This window comes from Paraburkholderia sp. EB58 (assembly GCF_050436665.1).
Taxonomy (GTDB): Bacteria; Pseudomonadota; Gammaproteobacteria; order Burkholderiales; family Burkholderiaceae; genus Paraburkholderia.
The window spans coordinates 25,890-45,722 of sequence record NZ_JBNDMQ010000025.1 but is presented as its reverse complement, the minus strand read 5'-3'; the positions used below and the strand labels follow the sequence as shown (position 1 = coordinate 45,722).

At 63.1% G+C, this 19,833-nt stretch carries 12 protein-coding genes; 7 read left to right on the top strand and 5 right to left on the bottom strand.

The window, feature by feature from the left end; genetic code table 11:
- The first annotated feature begins 77 nt into the window (after positions 1 to 77).
- From bamA to P3T40_RS29815, 6 genes are all read left to right on the top strand, one after another.
- Positions 78 to 2,393 carry an outer membrane protein assembly factor BamA gene (gene bamA, locus P3T40_RS29840; RefSeq protein ID WP_429271304.1) on the top strand — a complete coding sequence of 772 codons (2,316 nt, stop codon included), beginning with the start codon at positions 78 to 80 and terminating at the stop codon, positions 2,391 to 2,393.
- 250 nt (positions 2,394 to 2,643) lie between these two features.
- Positions 2,644 to 3,366, top strand: coding sequence for a response regulator (locus tag P3T40_RS29835; RefSeq protein ID WP_429271303.1), 723 nt, complete (start codon positions 2,644 to 2,646; stop codon positions 3,364 to 3,366).
- Between the two features lie 269 nt (positions 3,367 to 3,635).
- A complete protein-coding gene (locus P3T40_RS29830; RefSeq protein WP_429271302.1) occupies positions 3,636 to 4,937 on the top strand; it encodes an efflux RND transporter periplasmic adaptor subunit in 1,302 nt (433 codons plus the stop codon).
- Between the two features lie 18 nt (positions 4,938 to 4,955).
- Entirely contained in the window at positions 4,956 to 8,099 is a 3,144-nt protein-coding gene (locus P3T40_RS29825; protein ID WP_429271301.1) for an efflux RND transporter permease subunit, read from the top strand.
- Entirely contained in the window at positions 8,096 to 11,440 is a 3,345-nt protein-coding gene (locus P3T40_RS29820; RefSeq protein WP_429271300.1) for an efflux RND transporter permease subunit, read from the top strand. The genes P3T40_RS29825 and P3T40_RS29820 overlap by 4 nt, the downstream gene beginning before the upstream one ends.
- Positions 11,437 to 12,996 carry an efflux transporter outer membrane subunit gene (locus P3T40_RS29815; RefSeq protein WP_429271299.1) on the top strand — a complete coding sequence of 520 codons (1,560 nt, stop codon included), beginning with the start codon at positions 11,437 to 11,439 and terminating at the stop codon, positions 12,994 to 12,996. The genes P3T40_RS29820 and P3T40_RS29815 overlap by 4 nt, the downstream gene beginning before the upstream one ends.
- A gap of 70 nt (positions 12,997 to 13,066) precedes the next feature.
- Here the strand turns inward: P3T40_RS29815 and P3T40_RS29810 are convergent, their stop codons facing one another.
- Together P3T40_RS29810 and P3T40_RS29805 are read right to left on the bottom strand one after the other, a co-directional pair.
- Positions 13,067 to 14,218 carry a branched-chain amino acid ABC transporter substrate-binding protein gene (locus P3T40_RS29810; protein ID WP_429271298.1) on the bottom strand — a complete coding sequence of 384 codons (1,152 nt, stop codon included), beginning with the start codon at positions 14,216 to 14,218 and terminating at the stop codon, positions 13,067 to 13,069.
- Positions 14,219 to 14,318: 100 nt separating this feature from the next.
- The gene (locus tag P3T40_RS29805; protein WP_429271297.1) at positions 14,319 to 15,548 is read right to left on the bottom strand and encodes an NAD(P)/FAD-dependent oxidoreductase; all 1,230 of its coding nucleotides are present in this window, start codon (positions 15,546 to 15,548) and stop codon (positions 14,319 to 14,321) included.
- Positions 15,549 to 15,903: 355 nt separating this feature from the next.
- Between P3T40_RS29805 and P3T40_RS29800 the strand changes: the two genes are divergently transcribed.
- Positions 15,904 to 17,307 (top strand): PLP-dependent aminotransferase family protein, encoded by a 1,404-nt coding sequence (locus P3T40_RS29800; protein ID WP_429271296.1) that lies wholly within the window; start codon positions 15,904 to 15,906, stop codon positions 17,305 to 17,307.
- 18 nt (positions 17,308 to 17,325) lie between these two features.
- Here P3T40_RS29800 and P3T40_RS29795 read toward each other — a convergent pair whose 3' ends face one another.
- From P3T40_RS29795 to P3T40_RS29785, 3 genes are all read right to left on the bottom strand, one after another.
- The gene (locus P3T40_RS29795) at positions 17,326 to 18,501 is read right to left on the bottom strand and encodes an FUSC family protein (RefSeq protein ID WP_429271295.1); all 1,176 of its coding nucleotides are present in this window, start codon (positions 18,499 to 18,501) and stop codon (positions 17,326 to 17,328) included.
- Between the two features lie 2 nt (positions 18,502 to 18,503).
- Entirely contained in the window at positions 18,504 to 19,265 is a 762-nt protein-coding gene (locus P3T40_RS29790) for a hypothetical protein (RefSeq protein ID WP_429271294.1), read from the bottom strand.
- Positions 19,266 to 19,372: 107 nt separating this feature from the next.
- Positions 19,373 to 19,825, bottom strand: coding sequence for a TerB family tellurite resistance protein (locus tag P3T40_RS29785; RefSeq protein WP_429271293.1), 453 nt, complete (start codon positions 19,823 to 19,825; stop codon positions 19,373 to 19,375).
- Positions 19,826 to 19,833: the final 8 nt, after the last annotated feature.

Here is a 19,833-nt window from a genome sequence, read left to right as displayed (position 1 = left end):
AACCACCGTCGCACATCAGACATTGGCGAAAGATGCGTCTGCGATCCTCATATTGTGTGTCTCTCCTGTCAGCCTGTATGAACTTTGAAACACTATCGGCCCGTTGCGCGCGTGCGCTGACATTGGTCGGCCTGAGCGTCACCACGGTCTCAGCTTTCGCCACCACGCCGTTCGTGGTGCGGGACATCCGGCTCGAAGGCTTGCAACGCGTCGAACCGAACACTGTTTTCTCGTATCTGTCCATCAAGCAGGGCGACACCTTCACCGACGACAAGGCGTCCGACGCCATCCGCGCTCTCTACGCAACCGGATTCTTCAACGACGTCAAGATTTCGACCGATGGCGATGTCGTCATCGTGCAGGTGCAGGAGCGTCCGGCGATCGGTACGATCGACTTCTCGGGTCTCCACGAATTCGACAAGGACAACCTGACCAAGGCGCTGAACTCGGTCGGGCTGTCGCTAGGGCGCTATTACGACAAGTCGCTGGTGGACCGCGCCCAGCAGGAACTGAAACGTCAGTACCTGACGCACGGCTACTACGCCGCCGAAGTCACGACCACCGTCACGCCGATCGACCGCGACCGCGTCGGCCTGCTGTTCTCGGTAATCGAAGGTCCGAGCGCGAAGATCCGCCAGGTCAATTTCATCGGCAACAAGGTGTTCAGCGACGGCACGCTGCGCGATGAAATGCAGCAGTCCACGCCGAACTGGTTCTCGTGGTACACGAAGAACGACCTGTACTCGAAAGACAAGCTGACCACCGACCTCGAGAACATACGCTCGTACTATCTGGATCGCGGCTACCTCGAGTTCAACATCGATTCAACCCAGGTGTCGCTGTCGCCGGACAAGAAGGATATGTACCTGACGCTCACGCTGCACGAGGGTGAGCCGTACACGATTTCCGGCATCCATCTGGCGGGCAACCTGCTGGACCGGCAGGCGGAGCTGCAGAAGCTGGTCAAGATCAAGGCGGGCGACCGCTTCTCGGCGGCCAAACTGAAAGCCGCCACCAAGGCGATGGTCGACAAGCTCGGCGAATACGGTTATGCATTTGCCACGGTGAACGCGCAGCCGCAGATCGACCAGAAAAACCACACGGTCGACCTGACGCTGCAGGTCGACCCGAGCCGCCGGGTGTACGTGCGAACCATCAACATCGTCGGCAACACCCGCACGCGCGACGAAGTGATCCGCCGCGAAATGCGCCAGCTCGAAAGCTCGTGGTTTGACTCCAGCCGCCTTGCGCTGTCGAAAGACCGCATCAACCGTCTCGGCTATTTCACCGACGTTGATGTCACCACCGTGCCGGTCGAAGGCACCGCCGACGAAGTCGACATCAACGTCAAGGTGACAGAAAAGCCGACCGGTTCAGTGACTCTGGGTCTCGGCTACGGTTCCGGCGAAGGCCCGATCATTTCGGCGGGCGTGTCGCAGGACAACGTGTTCGGTTCGGGCACAAGCCTCGCGGTCAACGTGAACACGGCAACGACGTTCCGCACGCTGACGGTGACCCAGGTGGACCCGTATTTCACCGTGGACGGCATCAAGCGCATTACCGACGTCTACTACCGCACCAGCGAACCGCTGTACTACTCGAACGTAACCGATACCAGCTTCCGCATCATCACGCTCGGCGCGGACCTCAAGTTCGGCGTGCCGTTCTCCGAATCGGACATGGTCTACTTCGGCACGGGCATTGAACAGAACCGCCTCGACGTCGACTCGACCACACCGCAAAGCTATATCGACTATGTGAACTCGTTCGGCCGCGTCTCGAACAACGTGCCGCTGACGGTAGGCTGGTCGCGCGACAATCGCGACAGCGCCCTGGTGCCGAGCCGCGGGTACTTCACGCAGTTCAACGCCGAGTACGGTACGCCGCTCGCCCGCACCAACTACTACAAGGCCGACCTGCAGGCGCAGTATTACTACTCATTTGCCAAAGGCTTCGTGCTGGGCCTGAACTTCCAGGGCGGTTACGGTAATGGTCTCGGCGGCGAGCCCTACCCGATCTTCAAGAACTACTACGCGGGCGGTATCGGATCGGTGCGCGGCTATGAGCCGAGTTCGCTGGGTCCACGCGACGCGACGACGGGCGACCCGATCGGCGGTTCGAAGATGCTGGTGGGCAACATCGAACTGACGTTCCCATTGCCGGGCACCGGCTACGACCGCACGCTGCGCGTGTTCACCTTCGTCGACGGCGGCAACGTCTGGGGCACAGAAGGCAACAGCGTGGGCGCCAACGGCTTGCGCTACAGCTATGGCGCCGGTCTCGAATGGATTTCCCCAATTGGTCCGCTCAAGCTCGACTTCGGCTTACCGATCGTCAAGCACGCCGGCGACCAGTACCAGAAATTCCAGTTCCAGATTGGCACGTCTTTCTGACACCGCTGCCAGCTTGCTGCCACGCCGCTGCCAGCTTGGCGCAGGCCGCGTTTCTTCGATGAGCGGCCTGTCGCAATCCTGACTAAATACTTTCATCGCATTACGTTTTTAAAACTTCGCGGCGTCGTGTCTTTCAGAACGGTTGGAACCATTACAGCCGATTACACAGCGCCCTCGTAGTAACTCCTCGCAATCCTTTCAAGGCCCTCGATAGTCGGTGAGACCGCCCTGGCACATTAAACTCGCACGCATGGCTATCCAAATTCTGGTTGTCGACGACGACGCTGATCTGCGCGATCTGCTGCGCAACTATCTGGGCGGTGCGGGCTTCGAGGTTTCCGTGCTGCACGATGCCGCCTCGCTCGAGCGCCGGCTTGAACGCGAACGTCCGGATCTGATCGTGCTCGACCTCATGATGTCGGATATCGATGGCCTGACCGCGCTGCGCAAGCTGCGCGCCACCGGCGACGACCTGCCGGTTATCATCCTTACCGCCAAGGCCGACGAGGTCGACCGGATCATCGGCCTCGAACTGGGCGCGGACGACTTTCTCGCCAAGCCCTTCAATCCGCGCGAACTGCTCGCCCGTATCCAGGCGGTGCTGCGGCGCCGCACGACGCCGTCCGCCGCCGCGCCGGAACACCGCGAGCCGTTCAACTTCGGCAGCTTCATGCTCGACTTCCAGTCGCGCACGCTAAGCCAGCGCGGCCGGCCGATCATGCTGCCGGACGGCGTGTTTGCCCTGCTGCGCATCCTGGTAGACCATCCGCACCATGCCCTCAACCGCGAGCGTCTGCTCGAACTGCTGCACGGTCCGGAATACGACGGCACCGACCGCGGCATCGACGTGCAGGTGTGGCGCCTGCGCCGCATCCTCGAAGCTGATCCGTCCGCGCCGCGCTTCATCCAGACCGTGCGCGGCCGCGGCTATATGTTCGTGCCCGAGGGCAAGCCGCAGGAGGAGTCGTCATGAGGCCTCTGCAACTCCAGGTCAACGCAATGCGCATAGCACAGCCCGGGTCGAACATTTGTCAAAGAGCGGCTCAATGGTGACAACACGCAGTAAACGTGGCACTTTGCGCAGTTGCGGCAAATCCGGCCTTCCCGCCGCGGCCTGCTACCCCGAACCGGGCAGATGAACCGGTTGCGAAAGCAGTGCCAGTAGTTCTTGCCGGTCCGGCCGGGTTGTGCCGGGTCAAACCAATAATCGTCAATAGCAATAAAAGTTTTCCGGAGAAAGATATGAGCGAAGCCGTGTCCACGCAGCCGAAGCGCTCACGCCGCGGGTTAATCTTGTTCGCGGTCATAGTGCTGGTGCTGATTGCGGTCGTGGTTGTGCACGTGCTGCGCCAGAAGAAGCCGGTCCGCGCCGCGGCGGCGCAAGTGGTGACGACGGCCACCGCCACACTCGGCTCCATGCCGGAGACCCTCAGCGAACTCGGCACGGTGACACCCGTCGCGACCGTCACGGTGCTGCCGCAACTGAGCGGCTATCTGACCGCCGTCGGTTATCACGAAGGCCAGGACGTGCAGAAGGGCCAGTTCCTCGCCCAGATCGATCCGCGCCAGTATGAGATCGACAAGCAGCAGGCCGAGGCACAGCTCGCCAAGGACCGCGCCGCGCTCGCCCAGGCCCGCTCCGACCTCGCCCGCTTCACCCAGTTGAACGAGCATAAGTCGATCGCCGAACAGACCTTCGTCGACCAGCAGTTCCTCGTCCAGCAGGACGAGGCCGCGGTCAAGTCGGATCTCGCGAACATCGCGCAGTTCGACCTCGATCTGGCCTATTGCCATATCACCGCGCCGGTTTCCGGGCGCGTCGGCCTGCGCCTCGTCGACCCGGGTAACTATGTGACCGCTTCGTCCTCGCCGGGCATCGTGGTCATCACCACCATGAAGCCGACCACGGTGCAATTCACCGTGCCGCAGGACTCGCTCGCGAGCGTGCTGCAACGCATGGGCACGGGCGCGAACCTGCCGGTCACGGCCTACAGCAGCGACAACTCCAGGCAGATCGCCACCGGCATGCTGTACGCGGTGAGCAACCAGATGGCGACGGCGACGGGCACGGTGACCTTGCGGGCCACCTTTGCCAACGACGACGAGGCGCTGTTCCCGAACGAGTTCGTCAACATCAAGCTGCTGGTCGACACGCTGCAAAACGCCGTGCTGGTGCCGACCCCGGCGGTGCAGACCGGCGCGCCGGGCGACTATGTCTACCTCGTGAACGCCAACAACACGGTCTCCGTGCATAAGGTCACCCTCGGACCGAGCGACGGCAAGAACACCGTCATCGCGTCGGGGCTCTCGGCCGGCAACATCGTGGTGACGGACGGCACCGACCGCCTGAGCGACGGCGCGCCGATCAAGGCAGCCCCCGCGCGTGCGGCCTCGGGAGCGTCGGGAGCGTCGGCCGCCTCGGGCTCTGAGGCAGGATCGGAAGCCTCCGAAGCGGGTGCCGCGAGCGGCGCCCATGCCCATCACAAGCGGGCCCAGGACGGCGCCTCGGGGGCCTCCGCGACCTCCGCCGATGCAGCTTCGTAGACGCGGACCCACTCGCCGATGAATATCTCCCGTCTGTTTATTCTTAGACCCGTAGCGACGCTGCTGCTGATGGTCGCCCTCGTGCTGGTGGGCCTCGTCGCGGTACGCGTGCTGCCGGTCTCTTCGCTGCCGAACGTAGACTATCCGACCATCCAGGTGCAGACCTTCTATCCGGGCGCGAGCCCGGACGTGATGGCCACTACGGTTACCGCGCCGCTCGAGGTGCAACTGGGCGAGATCCCCGGTTTGCAGCAGATGACCTCGTATAGTTCGGACGGCGCTTCGGTCATCACGCTGCAGTTCGACCTGTCGCTGAACCTCGACGTCGCCGAGCAAAACGTCCAGCAGGCCATCAACGCGGCCAACAGCTTCCTGCCGGCCGGCCTGCCCGCGCCGCCAACCTACGCCAAGGTCAATCCGGCCGACCAGCCGATCCTGACACTCGCCGTCACCTCCAACTCGATGTCGCTCACGCAGCTCGAGGACGCCGCCAACAACCGCCTCGGCACCAAGATTTCGGAAGTCTCGGGCGTGGGTGTCGTGACCACCAGCGGCGGCAACGTGCCGGCCATCCGGGTCGAAGCCGACCCGCAAAAGCTGGCCGCCTACGGCCTGAATATCGACGATCTGCGCACCCTCCTCAGCTTCGTCAACGTCAGTCAGCCGAAGGGCAACTTCGACGGTCCGGACCTCGACTACACGATCAACGGCAACGACCAGATCTCCGATCCGAAGGACTACCTGAACACGGTGATCGCCTACCAGAACGGCGCGCCGGTGTTCATGCGCGACGTTGCCCGCGTGACCTCGGCCGCCCAGGACGTCGAACGCGGCGCCTGGTATAACGGCACGCCCGCGATCGTGCTGAACGTGCAGCGCCAGCCGGGCGCGAACGTGATCGCCACCGTCAACCAGATCATGAAGCAGTTGCCGCAGCTCGAATCGACGCTGCCGGCCGGCATGAAGGTCACGGTGGTGCAGGACAGTACCGGCGTGATCCGCTCTTCAGTGTCCGACGCTGCGCTGGAACTGGTGCTCGCCATCATCCTGGTGGTGGCGGTGATCTTCGTGTTCCTGCGCAACGTGCCGGCCACGATCATCCCGAGCGTGTCGGTGCCGGTTTCGCTGATCGGCACGCTGGCCGTGATGTACCAGTTGAACTACTCGATCGACAACCTCTCGCTGATGGCGTTGATCATTGCCACTGGCTTCGTGGTCGACGACTCGATCGTGATGATCGAGAACATCGTGCGCTATCTCGAGGAGGGTAAAACCCCACTCGAGGCCGCGCTCGAAGGCGCCGGGCAGATCGGCTTCACGATTCTGTCGCTGACCATTTCGCTGATCGCCGTGCTGATTCCGCTGCTCTTCATGGGCGGTGTGATCGGGCGTCTTTTCAGCGAATTCGCGGTGACGCTCGCGGTGACCATCGTGCTGTCGGCGGTGGTCTCGCTGACGGTGGTGCCGATGCTATGCGCGCGCCTCTTGCGTGCCCAGGCCGAACGCCATCCGAGCCGCTTCGAGCGGATCAGCGAAGGCCTCTTCGACAAGACGCTCAACGCCTACGAAAAGGGCCTGCGCTGGGTGCTCGATCACCAGGTGCTCACGCTCGTGGTGTTCGTCATCACCCTCGTGCTGACCGCCGTTCTGTACATCGTGATCCCGAAGGGCCTGTTCCCGGTGCAGGACGTCGGCGTGATCGAAGGTATCAGCGTGGCCGACAACTCGGTGTCCTATAAGGCGATGGTGACGCGCCAGCGGGCGCTCGCCGATCAGCTCCTGAAGGATCCCGATGTGGTATCGCTCACCTCCTATGTGGGGATCGACGGCACCAACTCCACGCTCAACAACGGCCGCTTCCTGATCAATCTGCGCGACCACGACAAGCGTTCGGACACTGCTCAGGAGATTGCGCGGCGTCTGCAGACGGAAGTCGCCAACGTGCCCGGCATCAAGCTCTTTATGCAGCCGGAGCAGGATCTGACGCTCGACACCACCGTCTCGCCGAACCAGTACAGCTTCGTGCTGCGCGGACCGAGCCAGCAGGCATTCCAGAAGTACGTGCCTGAACTGATTGCGCGCCTGCAGAAGATTCCGTCGCTCGCCGATGTGCAAAGCGATATGAATACCGACGGCCTGAGCGTGAACGTCGAAGTCAACCGGCAACTGGCCGCGCGCTTCGGCATCACCCCGGCGACCATCGACAACGCCCTCTACGACGCACTGGGCCAACGGATTGTCTCGACCATCTTCCAGCAGTCCGACCAGTACCGGGTGATCCTCGTTGCGAAGCCGGAATCGCTGCCTAATGTGGGCTCGCTCGGCAACCTGTACCTGCCGAGCCAGACCAGCAGCAGCGGCCAGGTGCCGTTGTCGGCGATCGCCAAGATCCAGATCGTCAAGTCGCCGCTCGTGATCAGCCATCTGGCGCAGTTCCCGTCCGTCACCATCTCGTTCAACCTCGCGAAGGATGCGTCGTTGAGCACGGCGGTGAAGCAGATCCACGAGGCCGAACAGGCGGTGAATCTGCCGCCTTCGATCACCTCGTCGCTGCAGGGTGCGGCCCAGGCGTTCCAGGACTCGCTCTCGAGCGAGGTGTACCTGCTGATCGCCGCGCTGGTGGCCGTGTATATCGTGCTGGGCGTGCTGTATGAGAGCTTCATCCATCCGGTGACGATTCTCTCTACCCTGCCCTCGGCGGGTATCGGGGCGCTGCTCGCCCTGATGATCGCCGGCAGCGATCTCGACGTAATCGGCATCATCGGGATCGTGCTGCTGATCGGTATCGTCAAGAAGAACGCCATCATGATGGTCGACTTCGCGCTCGATGCCGAGCGCACTCACCACAAGCCGGCGCGAGAGGCGATCTTCGAGGCATCGCTGCTGCGCTTCCGGCCAATCCTGATGACGACGCTCGCCGCCATGCTCGGCGCGCTGCCGATGCTGGTCGGCACCGGCACGGGTTCCGAACTGCGCCGCCCGCTGGGTCTGGCGATTATCGGCGGCCTGGCCTTGAGCCAGATCCTCACGCTCTTCACCACGCCCGTCATCTATCTGTTCTTCGACCGGATGGCCGAGCGCACGAACCGCTGGCGCAACCGCAACAAACCGCAGGATCCGTCTGAAGGCACGTCTGCAGGTACGGCGGAGGACACGCCTTGAACATCTCGGCGTTATTCATCCGGCGCCCGGTCGCGACCACCCTTCTGGCGGTCGCGATCCTGATCGCAGGGGCGCTCGCCTATTTCCGGCTACCGGTCGCGCCGCTGCCGAACATCGCCTTCCCGGTGATCGTGGTGCAGGCGCAAATGGCAGGCGCGAGCCCGGAAAACATGGCTTCTACCGTGGCCGAACCGCTCGAGCGGCGCCTGGGCACGATTGCCGACGTGGAAGAGCTGACCTCGATCAGCTATGTCGGCTCGTCGATGATCGTGGTCGAGTTTGGACTCAACCGCGACATCAACGGCGCCGCGCGCGACGTGGAGGCGGCCATCCAGGCGGCGCGTGCCGACTTGCCGACCACCTTGCGCAGCAACCCGACCTATCGCCAGTACAACCCGGCGGATTCGCCGATCATGGTGCTCGCGCTGACCTCGAACACGCTCACCAAGGCCCAGCTCTACGACTCCGCGGATTCGGTGATCCAGCAGCAGCTCTCGCAGGTCAACGGCGTGGGTCAGATCACGCTGGGCGGCGGCGCCCTGCCATCGGTGCGGGTCGAGTTGCAGCCGGGCAAGCTGAATAGCTACGGCATTGGCCTCGAAGACGTGCGCGCGGCGATTTCCGCAGCGAACGCCGATAGCGCCAAAGGCCACCTCGACCAGGGCGACCAGCGCTACGTGGTGTTGTCCAACGACCAGATCACCAAAGCGGCGCCCTACCGCGACCTTGTGGTCGCCTACCGCAATGGTTCGCCGGTGCTGCTGCGCGACGTCGCCCAGGTGAGGGACTCCAACGAAAATATCCGCAACGCCGGGCTCTACAACGGCAAGTCGGCGGTGCTGGTGATCGTCTATCCGATGCCCGGCAGCAACGTCGTGAGCACAGTCGCCCAGATCAGAAACGTCCTGCCGGCGATCGAGGCAACCCTGCCGCACAGCGTCCATGTCAACGTCGCGGTCGACCGTTCGGAGTCGGTCCGGGCCTCGGTGGCCGATACCGAGCGCACGCTGTTTATCGCCGTGCTGCTGGTGGTCGGCGTGGTGTTCATCTTTCTGCAGTCGCCACGCGCCACGCTGGTGCCGGCGGTGGCGCTGCCGCTGTCGATCGTCGGCACCTTCGGACCGATGTACCTGCTCGGCTACAGCATCGACAACCTGTCGCTGATGGCGCTCACCATCGGCACCGGCTTCGTAGTCGACGATGCGGTGGTGGTGCTGGAAAACATCACGCGCCACCTCGAAATGGGGCTGAGTCCGAAAGAAGCCGCCCTGAAAGGCAGCGGCGAAGTGGGCTTCACCGTGATCTCGATGAGCCTCTCGCTGATCGCGGTGTTCCTGCCGATCCTGCTGATGCCGGGCATCGTCGGCCTGCTGTTCCATGAGTTCGCGGTGACGCTGTCCATCGCCATCCTGATCTCGCTCGTGATCTCGCTGACGGTCACGCCGGCCATGTGTGCGTACGTGCTGAGCCGCGAACACGCCGGCCACTCACGGGCGCGCTGGGCGATGTGGATCGAGCGGCAATTCGACCGCTTCAAGGATGCCTACTCGCGTTCGCTCACTGCCGTGCTGGACCACGCGCTGCTGGTCATCCTGCTGCTGATCGGCCTGATGGTGGCCAACGTGTTCCTGCTCAAGCTGCTGCCGGGCACTTTCTTCCCGGAACAGGACACCGGCATTCTGATCGGGCAGATCATCGCCGACCAGAGCATCTCGTTCACGGCGATGGAGAAGAAGCTCGCCCAGTTGCAGGAGATCGTGCAGAAGGACCCGGCGGTCCAGTCGGTGGCCGGCTTTACCGGCGGTCGTGCTCTGAACACCGCTAACGTGTTCGTCGAACTCAAGCCGCTGGCGCAGCGCCATGCGACCGCCACGGAGGTGGTGAACCGCCTGCGGCCCAAGCTAAACGCGGTCTCGGGCGCACGGCTCTTCATGCAGGCCCAGCAGGATCTGCGGATCGGCGGACGGCAGTCGGCCGCGGAGTACCAGTACACGCTGACGAGCGAAGACTCCACCGCGCTGTTCGCCTGGACCCCCAAGCTCGTGACCGCACTCAGCAAGATGCGCGGCGAGGTGCTGGACGTGAACTCGGACCTGCAGCAAAACGGTCTGCAGACCTACATCAATTTCAACCGCCCCACGGCATCGCGTTACGGTTTTGCGCCGAACCAGATCGACAATGTGCTGTATGACGCGTTTGGCCAACGAACCGTCTCGACCATCTACAACGCGCTCAATCAGTACTTCGTGGTGATGGAGGTGGCGCCGGAGTACTGGCAATATCCGCAGACGCTCAACCAGATTTACCTGAGCACGGCAGCGGGTAATGCGACCGGCACCGCGCAAACGCAAATGCCGGGCGGCACCGTTACGGGTGTGACGCAGGCGAGCGCGATCAGCGCCGCGTCGAGCACGTCGAGCACCAACTCGCTGAACTCGAACGCGGAGGCCAATGCGACCACCAACAGCATCTCGAACAGCAAGGGCGGCAGTTCGAGCGGCAGCGCGGACAGCACCGCGGCCGAAACGATGGTGCCGCTGCCCACCATGGTGACCTTCGTCAACAACCATACGTCGACCCAGGTGAACCATCAGAGCGGGCTGGTAGCCGCGACGATCTCGTTCAACCTGCCGCCCGACGGGTCGTTGAGCACGGCGCAGAAGGCGATTGACGACGCGTCACGCGAGATCGGCATGCCGGCCAGCATTCACGGTGCGTTCGCGGGCGCGGCGCAGGCCTACGCGCAGTCGACGGGCACCATCCCGTTGCTGATCGTGGCCGCGCTCGGGGTGGTCTACATTGTGCTCGGCGTGCTGTACGAGAGCTCGATTCACCCGCTCACGATCCTCTCGACGCTGCCCTCGGCCGGCATCGGCGCCACCCTCGCCCTGCTGATTTTCGGCACACCGTTCTCGGTGATCGCGCTGATCGGCATCATTCTTCTGATCGGTATTGTGAAGAAAAACGGCATCATGATGGTGGACGTGGCGATCCAGCTGCAGCGCAACGAGGGCAAGTCCGCCAAGGAGGCGATTCATGGCGCCGCCGTCGTGCGTCTGCGGCCAATCATGATGACCACCTTCGCCGCGGTGCTCGGCGCGGTGCCGCTTGCCATCGGCATCGGCCAGGGCGCGTCGCTGCGCCAGCCGCTCGGTATCACGGTGATGGGCGGCCTGATCCTGAGCCAGGTGTTTACGCTGTACACGACGCCGGTGATTTACCTGTACCTGGACCGCTTGCGCTCCAAGCTGGTCAGGTGGTCCTCCGGACTGCCGTGGAACCGCCAGGCGGAACAGATGGGACCGCCGCGGCAATCGGGGCAAACGGATACGAAGGCATGAAGATGAAGATTGACTGCAAACCGCTGGCCAAACCCCTGGCCGCTTCGATCGCCCTGCTGCTGAGTGGCTGTATGGTCGGCCCGGACTACCACCGGCCGCAGGTCAGCGTGCCCGCGACCTACCGTGAGCTGCCGGGATGGACCCAGGCCGAGCCGGCCGCCGACGGACCCAAGGGCCAGTGGTGGACCGCCTTCAACGATCCACTGCTCAACGAGCTCGAACCGCAGGTGGAGGTCTCCAACCAGACCGTGCGCCAGGACTACGCGAACTATCAGGAGGCGCTCGCCGAGGTGAAGGTGGCGCGCTCCGGCCTGTTCCCGACGATTGGCGTGACCGGTTCGGCCACCCGCGCGCGCAGCGCCACCAACTCCACGAGTCTCGCCGCGAGCCGCGGTTTCAGCACCAACATCCAGCCGGTGAGCAACTCGGCATCGCTCGAAGGCAATGTGGACTGGGCGCCGGACCTGTGGGGCTCGGTGCGCCGCACGATCGAAGAGAATTCCGCCACCGCGCAGGCGAGCGAAGCGACGCTCGCGAATGCCACGCTCTCCGAACAGGTGACGCTTGCGACCACGGTGATCCAGCTGCGCACCAGCGACGCCAACATCGCGCTGTTGCAGGACACCGTCAAAGCGTATCAGCACTTTCTCGAGGTGGTCTCGAATCAGGACAAGTACGGCACCATCGCGCCGTCCGATGTGGTGACCGCACGCACCCAGCTAGAAACGGCGCAGTCCAACCTGATCGCGCTAGGTGTGGCGCGCGCCCAATTCGCGCACGCGATTGCCGTGCTGGTGGGCAAGAACCCGGAAGACCTGGACATTCCGTATAACCCGACGCTACCCACCTTGCCGTCCATTCCAGCTGGCGTGCCGTCGACGCTGCTGCAGCGCCGGCCCGATATCGCCACGGCCGAACGGCAGATGGCCGCGCAGAATGCGGCGATCGGCGTGGAAGTCGCCGCGTATTACCCGACGGTGTCGATCTCGGCACTGGACGGCTTCACGCAGTCGCCGTTGGGCGGCTTGCTGCATATCGCCAATTACGTCTGGTCGCTGGGCGGCAGCGCCACCGAAACGATCTTCGACGGCGGCGAGCGCAGCGGCAGAGTGGCAGCCGCCAAAGCCGCCTACGACGCGGCTGTTGCGAACTACCGCGGCACGGTGCTGACCGCGTTCGAAGATGTCGAAAACGATCTGTCCGGCTTGCGGATCCTCGCCGAGCAGGGCAATTCGCTCGATGCCGCCGTGCGCGACGCGACCCACGGCACCGAAATCGCCTTCAACGAGTACCAGGCGGGCACCGTCGACTACACCACCGTGGCGACCGCCCAGGCGACCCAGTTGACCAATCAGCAAACGGCATTGAACGTGCAGGAATCGCGTCTCCTCGATGCGGCTTCGCTGTTCGGCGACCTGGGCGGCGGCTGGTCGGACAGCGAGTTGCACGATCCGCGCAATCCGGACAAGGCGCCGGTGGCGTCAGGTGCGTCAGCGCCGGCTGCGCAGAGTAGCAGTGCAGCAAGCGGCCAGAGCGCTCGGGCTTCGGTTCAATAATCTACCCGGATCGGGGCTATGCGGCCGCGGGCGTCATCTGTTAGCGAATGACGCCCGCGCACTCGCATAACTACGCGCCGCTGCCTCCGACCGTCTTGATGCTCTTCCACTGCCCCTGCTCGACCTGGAACAGCGTGTACGGCGGCTTGATCAGGTCTCCATATGGATCAAATGTGATCTTGCCCGTCACGCCCGTGACCGTGACTTTCGACAGACTGTCGACGATCTTGGCGCGATCGAGCGAATCGGCGCTGTGAATCGCCTTGATCAGCGCGAGCGCGGCGTCATAGGCAAACGGCGCGTACAGCTCGACATCCTGGTTAAAGCGCGCCTTGTACCGCCTGCCGAAGTCCTGCGCGGCGGGCAGCTTGTCGAGGGCCGGCCCAGGTTCCAGATCCTGCGTGCCATCGCCCGCCGCGCCGGCGATCTGCAGGAACGCGTTGCTCTTCAACGCACCCGCCCCGAATAGCTGTGCGTTCATGCCCAGCGAGCGCATCTGCTTGACTAGCATCGCGCCCTGTTCATCCAGTCCGCCGAAGAAAATCAGATCGACGTTCTTGCTCTTGAGGGTGGTCAGGATAGAGCGGAAATCGACGGCCTTGTCGTTGGTGAACTCCCGATCGACCACGTTGCCATTCGCTTCCTTGACGCCTTTTTCGAAGGCGTTGGCGAGGCCTTCCCCGAACGCAGTGCGATCGTCGATGATGGCAATACGCTTCGCCTTCATCTGCTCAACCACGAAGTGGCCCGCCACCACGCCGCCGATGCCGTCGTGGCCCATCGTCCGAAATACGTTCTTGAAGCCCTGTTTGGTCAGATCCGGATTGGTCGAACCCGGCGTGATCATCGCGACGTCGGCCTGATGGTAAACCGCGGAGGCCGGGATGCTGCAGCCCGAGTTGTAGTGGCCAATCACGCCCACCACGCCGTCGTCGACCAGTTTCTGCGCGACCTGCACCGCCACGTGCGGGTCCGCCTGATCATCCTGTACGTCGAGCACGAAGGTGACCGGCTTGCCGCCGACGGTCGGATGCCTGGCGTTCTCTTCGTCGAGCGCCAGTTGCGCGCCGTACTGCAAATCTTTACCGACACGGGCCACCGGACCGGTCAACGGTCCGACAAAACCGATCTTGACGACTTCCGGATCGGCGGCCCACGACGGCGCCATTTGCGTGCCTAGCGCGCAGACGGCCAAACTCAACAGCCAATAGCGGCGATTCATGATGCGCTCCTTGCGAGATGTGACGTCGCGCGTGGTATCGGTGAATCGGTTCGATGCGCGACGCGTCGAGACCGTCCTCTGGTGCTTGCAGTAAATCGTTCTAGAAGCGCGTAGCCGCGTAGGGCGCAAGATCGAGCGGCGGCGCGCGTCGCGCGATCAGGTCGGCAACGATCCGTCCGCTGATACCCGCTAACGTGAGTCCAAGGTGCTGATGCCCGAAGGCATAGATCACGCGCTCGCTGGCACTCGAGCGGCCAAGCACCGGCACACCGTCCGGCAACGTTGGGCGAAAGCCGAGCCAGCTGCTGTCGGGCGTACCGAGCGCGGGCAACGCGCGTTTCGACGAAAACGTCAGCAAATCGAGCAGCGAACAATTGCGCTTCTCGTTGAAACCAGCCAGTTCGACGGTGCCGGCGACGCGAATGCCATCGCTCATCGGCGTCATATAAAAGCCTCGCTCGGCCCAGCCGACCGGCCGCGAAATCAGTTGCTGCGCGCCTGGATAGCGCACGTGATAGCCGCGCTCGGTATCGAGCGGCACAGCATCGTCGCATTGGCTGGCGAACTGTGCGGAGCGCGCACCGGTGGCAATCACCACGTGGCTGAAACGTCTTGCGGCGCCGTCGACCGTCAAGGCGGCGCCGTCTGCCGAGGGTTGTACGGCGCTAACGGTTGAACGTTCCAGCTTCAACCCTTGCGTTGCGAGCCGTTCATAAAGCGTCTGCAAAAAGCCCCGCGGATCGGAAAAATGCCAACTGTCCTTGAACAGCACGCCACGCTCGAAAATCGGCGCGAGCGACGGTTCCAGTGCGCGGATATCATTGGCGGCAAGCACGTCGAAGGCAACGCCGAGCTTGCCACGCAGATCGAGCGCGGAGCGCGCGGCGTCGAACGAGGACGCGTTGGAATACAGATAGAGGCATTCGCGCGGCCGAACGAAGCGCGCCAGTTCCGGCTGCGCCAACAGCGGCGCGTAACCGTCCTGCGCACGTCGGAGCAAAGCGGCAAGCGCGCCCGCGCTCGCCTCATAACGACGAGGCAGCGAACTGATCAGGAAGCGCATGAGCCATGGCGCAAGGTGCGGCAGGTATCCCCACCGCAAGCGAAACGCACTGTCGTTCGAGAGCAGAAAGCGCGGTAAATCGTGGAACACCGAAGGGTTGTTCACCGGGATGCATGCGTAAGGCGCAAAGGTCCCGGCATTACCGAACGACGCACCCTGCCCGACTCCCGACGGATCGAATAGCGTCACCCGATGACCGTCGCGCATCAGCGCCTCCGCGCTCGCGAGGCCGATGAATCCCGCTCCCACGATAGCGATCTCCGACATCACTTACGTCCTTGGTACGGCGTGGCTCCTGACTCGGAGGACGGTGAAAAGCTCATGCGAAAACTCCTGCTGACAGAATCCTGGACATCTTCCGTGGCGTCTCGATACATCCGCCACCAGACAAACCATGACGCCTAGAATCACACAATAATTTTTTGTGTGCAATTAAAACGTGCATTGTGTGGCCCTGGCATTTTCCCTGGATGGCCGAACGTGGGGCCCGAAGCGGAGCTGCTGAAACGAATGGCAGCGTGGTCTCGGGGGAAAGGTTACAACCGCGCATACGTGGTATAGAATCGCCAAAACTCCGCACAATCGCGGAAAAAGCTCGTTTTGTATGGAGACATCCGTTCTTATGGCTTCTGGCAAAGACGCAGGCCGCGCCGCCAACGGCGCGCCGGCCCAGGTGAAGCGTTCCACGTATGTCGAGGTGTCGAGTTCGATCGAGCATGAGATCCGCAGCGGCGTGTATCCGCCGGGAAGCCGCCTGCCGCCGCAGCGGCAACTCGCCACCGAGCTCGGCATCAACGTATCGACGGTATCGCGCGCGTACAAGGAATTGCAGCTGCGCGGGCTGGTGATCGGCAGCAAGCGGCGCGGCTCGCTGGTGACAGGCGGCGCGATGCCGAGCGTCGAACCCGCCCAAGCGGCAGGCAATGCGGCGATCGACCTGACCGTGAACCGGCCGGCCACGGGCGAATTTCTGAACTGCCTCGCACGCACGCTGGCGGACCTGCCGCGCGATCCGCGCTATGCGCAATTGCAGGAGTACCAGCCGCCGCAAGGGCCGGTCTGGGCGCGCGCCGCCGGCGCCCGCTGGATGGCCGCGCCCGGCTTCGAGCCCTCCATCGATCATGTGGTGGTGACAAGCGGCGCGCAGCATGGCCTGTATGCCGTGCTCAACAGCCTGATCGGCACGGACGGCGTGATCCTCGCCGATCAACTCACCTACTACGGACTGAAAGCGCTCGCGCCGGTGTTCCAGTTTGAAATCGTTGGCATTCCTAGCGACCGCGACGGCTTGCTGACCGACGAGGTCGAGCGAGCCTGCAAGCGCATGCCGGTAAAGGCCATCTTCACGGTGCCGAATCTTCAGAATCCGACCGTCACCACCATGAGTCTCGCACGCCGGATGGCGCTAGTCGACATTGCACGCCGGCATGGCGTTGCCATTATCGAAGACGATGTCTATGGGCCGCTGGTGTCGCAGCGCCTGCCGACCATCGCAAGCCTGTGTCCGGAACTGACGTTCCATATCGCGGCGACCTCGAAGATTCTCGCGCCCGGGCTCCGGCTTGGCTACCTGCTGAGTCCGCCGGACAGCTCGGCACTGTGTGCGGAGGCCGTCCGCACGACCGCGTGGATGCCGGCACCAATGTCGATGCTGATCGCTTCGATCTGGATCGAGGACGGCACCGCGCGCCATATCATGGACGCGCAGCTCGCCGAAATTCGCGCGCGGCAGGACCTGGCGCGTGAACTGTTGCCGCAGGAGTTGCTGCAGACCGACCCGGCCTGCATGTTCGTGTGGCTCAAGCTGCCGCCACCGTGGCGGGCAGACGATTTCGCCGCCAATGCGAAGGCGCGCGGCGTGGTGGTGATGCCATCGTCGGCGTTTGCCGTGGACCGCTCCGAGATCGAACACGGCGTACGGATCAACCTCGCCTGCGCGACGAGCCGCGATCAACTGGTCAGCGCGTTACGATTGCTGACGGGAACGCTCAAAGACCGTCCGAGAGCGCTATTTGGGACGATCTGATCGAAGTGCCTACGAGTCTTAACGGCTAGCGTCCTGAGGCATGGGCGGGATATACAGCCGGCTGGTCGCGAGCATCACCGCTGCCAACACCGCAATCCCGATGAGAATGCCGGATAGCCGCATGAGCGCCGGTAACGGATCGGACGACCAATGATGATCCTGGACAAACACCATGATGAACGCGATGGTGAATTGCCGGCCCACGTAGCTTGCCCCTTCCCTCCCCGTCTGCACGTGACATCCTGCCCACACGCCGATGGACAGCGCCAGCATGCACAGCACGGCTTGCCCCTGCATCAGAGGCAGTAGTACTACAGCGAGCACGCCGGCGATCATGCAGCCGGCCACGCGCTGCACCATCTTTTCCATGACCGGCTGCCGCGTTCTGTCTGCTGCCAGACCCGGCGGCACGATCAGCACGGCGATCGCCGTGACCATGGCTTGCGCGAAACCCGGCAGATGCAGAACGTAAGTCAGCGACGCAAGGATGGTGATGGACAGCGCGGCCTGCAAGCCCAGCAGCGTGCGAGTCGGGCGCACTGATTCTGGAAGCGACGTCAAAACCGCAGCGGAAGGCGCGGTGGACTCGCCCGCCGCGCGAGCGCTTGAAGCGTCCGAAGGAGTCCTGTTCTTGCGGTACCACTTCGGGCCGAAATGAAACACGCTCGCCACCAGCACGCAAGCAAATGTTCCAACGGCGACCTCGGCGACTCGCAGCGCCGCAAATAATGCGGTGGCCCGGACCGACGCGAACTTGTGCGCTTCGTACGTCACCATCAGGGCAGTCACGCCGCCCAGAATCCAGGCGTAGGCCGCTTTGGACCCGTTGGCCCGATACACCGCGATACCGCCGATCGCCCCTAACGCAGGCACAAACAGCCACGGACGGTCACCCAGCCAGGGCCCCAACATGGTTCCTAGCGCGGCACCTATCACCGTGCCCGTGATGCGGTGAACGGCACGCTGCACGGAACCGGCAAAACTCGTTTGCATGACAGCGAAGCCGCTGATTGCGGCCCACCACGTGTCTGACAGCCCCAACGCGTTTGCAAGCGCGACAGAGAGTGCGACCGAGAGCACCGCTTCGGCTGCGAATGTCACGCGTGCTCTGGAAGCCTTCCAGGCCGCCAGTTCACGCCCGAGTGCGAAGATGGCGGTCCGGCAGAGCTGGGCAAGCGTGCCGAAGGGCGTCATGTTCATCTCCCGATGAACTTGAGCGCATCCAGCATGGGCGTCTTCGACACATTGACCATGCCCTGAAATGGCGTGTCGAGATCGAGGACAACAAACACAGCCGTCGTGGCCGATAAGGCGCAGAGAAGAAATACGGCGCACATGCTCCAGTTTCTTGGGGCACTGAAACCGAATATTCCGAATATGACAACCAGCCAGCCAACCAGCACCGCAATGAGAGGCGTTGGAATCAGGCCTCTTCTGTGTTCGAGTGCGAGCCATCGTCCCGCAAAAATGTCGTCCCACAATGCCATCGCATGGTCGCGGAGTTTGTCCTGCCGAGGGTCGAGGGTCTGTAAAGCGAAAATGCGCCCCTGGATGTCGTAAGTACTCTGAAGGATCTCTCTCGATTCTGCCTCTGCGGTCTTGCCCGTTTTGTTGGAAAACAGGAAGGAGATCCATCGGGCGTAGTCGTTCTTTATGTCGACGCGCAGAACATCGGCCGATGAGTCAAACTGGGACAACGTTCGGTCCAGCTGGATCATTGCGACACTGTTATGTTGGAGTGCGGTGTTGACGAGGTCGAGCGAGGACTTTCCCGACGAAATCAGCAGGCTCAGCACCAACGCGGACAGTGTCGCCACCAGACCAACGGCAATACGCATTGCGGCAAGCGAGTCTTCCGAGAAATGGTGATCTGCCAGCTTTGCGCGCAGATACGAGCCAAGTGCCGCGCTCGAAAGAATGAGCGCAAGCACGATGGCAGAAAAGACATAATGATCCATGCAGAACCGGCCTCGTTTGATCGCGCGGGTTATGACACTAACGTCGAGTCACCTTGGCAGCCATGCTGCAGATTATATGGCTGGCGCGCAAGAAGCCGTGCGTTATTCTATTTTCCTGATTCCTGCAGGGTATGAAGCGGGCGTACCCGTAGCGCGTCTTGCCGAACAGGACGCGCCGGAAGCTGCCACGCCTCGCGCAGCAGTCGCAGGAAGTCGGCTTCGCGATCGCAGTGGTCACGGTCCGCCATGACGGCTTCGCTGCACAGATCCAGGATGTCGCGACGGAGTTGCCGGTCCTGCACATCGGCCGCGAGCCAGGCGAGCGTCGCGGGATCCACCTGACATACATCGCTCCAGCTCAGGTACCCGCAGCGCGTCAGGTCTTCGTACAGCGTTTGCACGATGGAGAGCAAACGGTGTCGATTCAACAACAGCCGCCTTTCCATGCCGCAGCGATCGAGCGCCTCGAGTTCGGTGAGGCTGAGGTGTCCATCGGACAGCAGGCATGCCGCCAGTATGCGGCCCGCTGCCTCGGGACTGTTGCATTGATAGTGACGCATTTTCTACT

Bases quoted from the DNA above. Each gene is read 5' to 3' on its own strand.
- P3T40_RS29790 (WP_429271294.1), bottom strand. From the start codon at position 19,265: ATGGATCATTATGTCTTTTCTGCCATCGTGCTTGCGCTCATTCTTTCG.
- P3T40_RS29810 (WP_429271298.1), bottom strand. From the start codon at position 14,218: ATGAATCGCCGCTATTGGCTGTTGAGTTTGGCCGTCTGCGCGCTAGGC.
- P3T40_RS29835 (WP_429271303.1), top strand. From the start codon at position 2,644: ATGGCTATCCAAATTCTGGTTGTCGACGACGACGCTGATCTGCGCGAT.
- bamA (WP_429271304.1), top strand. From the start codon at position 78: ATGAACTTTGAAACACTATCGGCCCGTTGCGCGCGTGCGCTGACATTG.
- P3T40_RS29830 (WP_429271302.1), top strand. From the start codon at position 3,636: ATGAGCGAAGCCGTGTCCACGCAGCCGAAGCGCTCACGCCGCGGGTTA.
- P3T40_RS29805 (WP_429271297.1), bottom strand. From the start codon at position 15,548: ATGTCGGAGATCGCTATCGTGGGAGCGGGATTCATCGGCCTCGCGAGC.
- P3T40_RS29785 (WP_429271293.1), bottom strand. From the start codon at position 19,825: ATGCGTCACTATCAATGCAACAGTCCCGAGGCAGCGGGCCGCATACTG.
- P3T40_RS29825 (WP_429271301.1), top strand. From the start codon at position 4,956: ATGAATATCTCCCGTCTGTTTATTCTTAGACCCGTAGCGACGCTGCTG.
- P3T40_RS29815 (WP_429271299.1), top strand. From the start codon at position 11,437: ATGAAGATGAAGATTGACTGCAAACCGCTGGCCAAACCCCTGGCCGCT.
- P3T40_RS29800 (WP_429271296.1), top strand. From the start codon at position 15,904: ATGGCTTCTGGCAAAGACGCAGGCCGCGCCGCCAACGGCGCGCCGGCC.
- P3T40_RS29795 (WP_429271295.1), bottom strand. From the start codon at position 18,501: ATGACGCCCTTCGGCACGCTTGCCCAGCTCTGCCGGACCGCCATCTTC.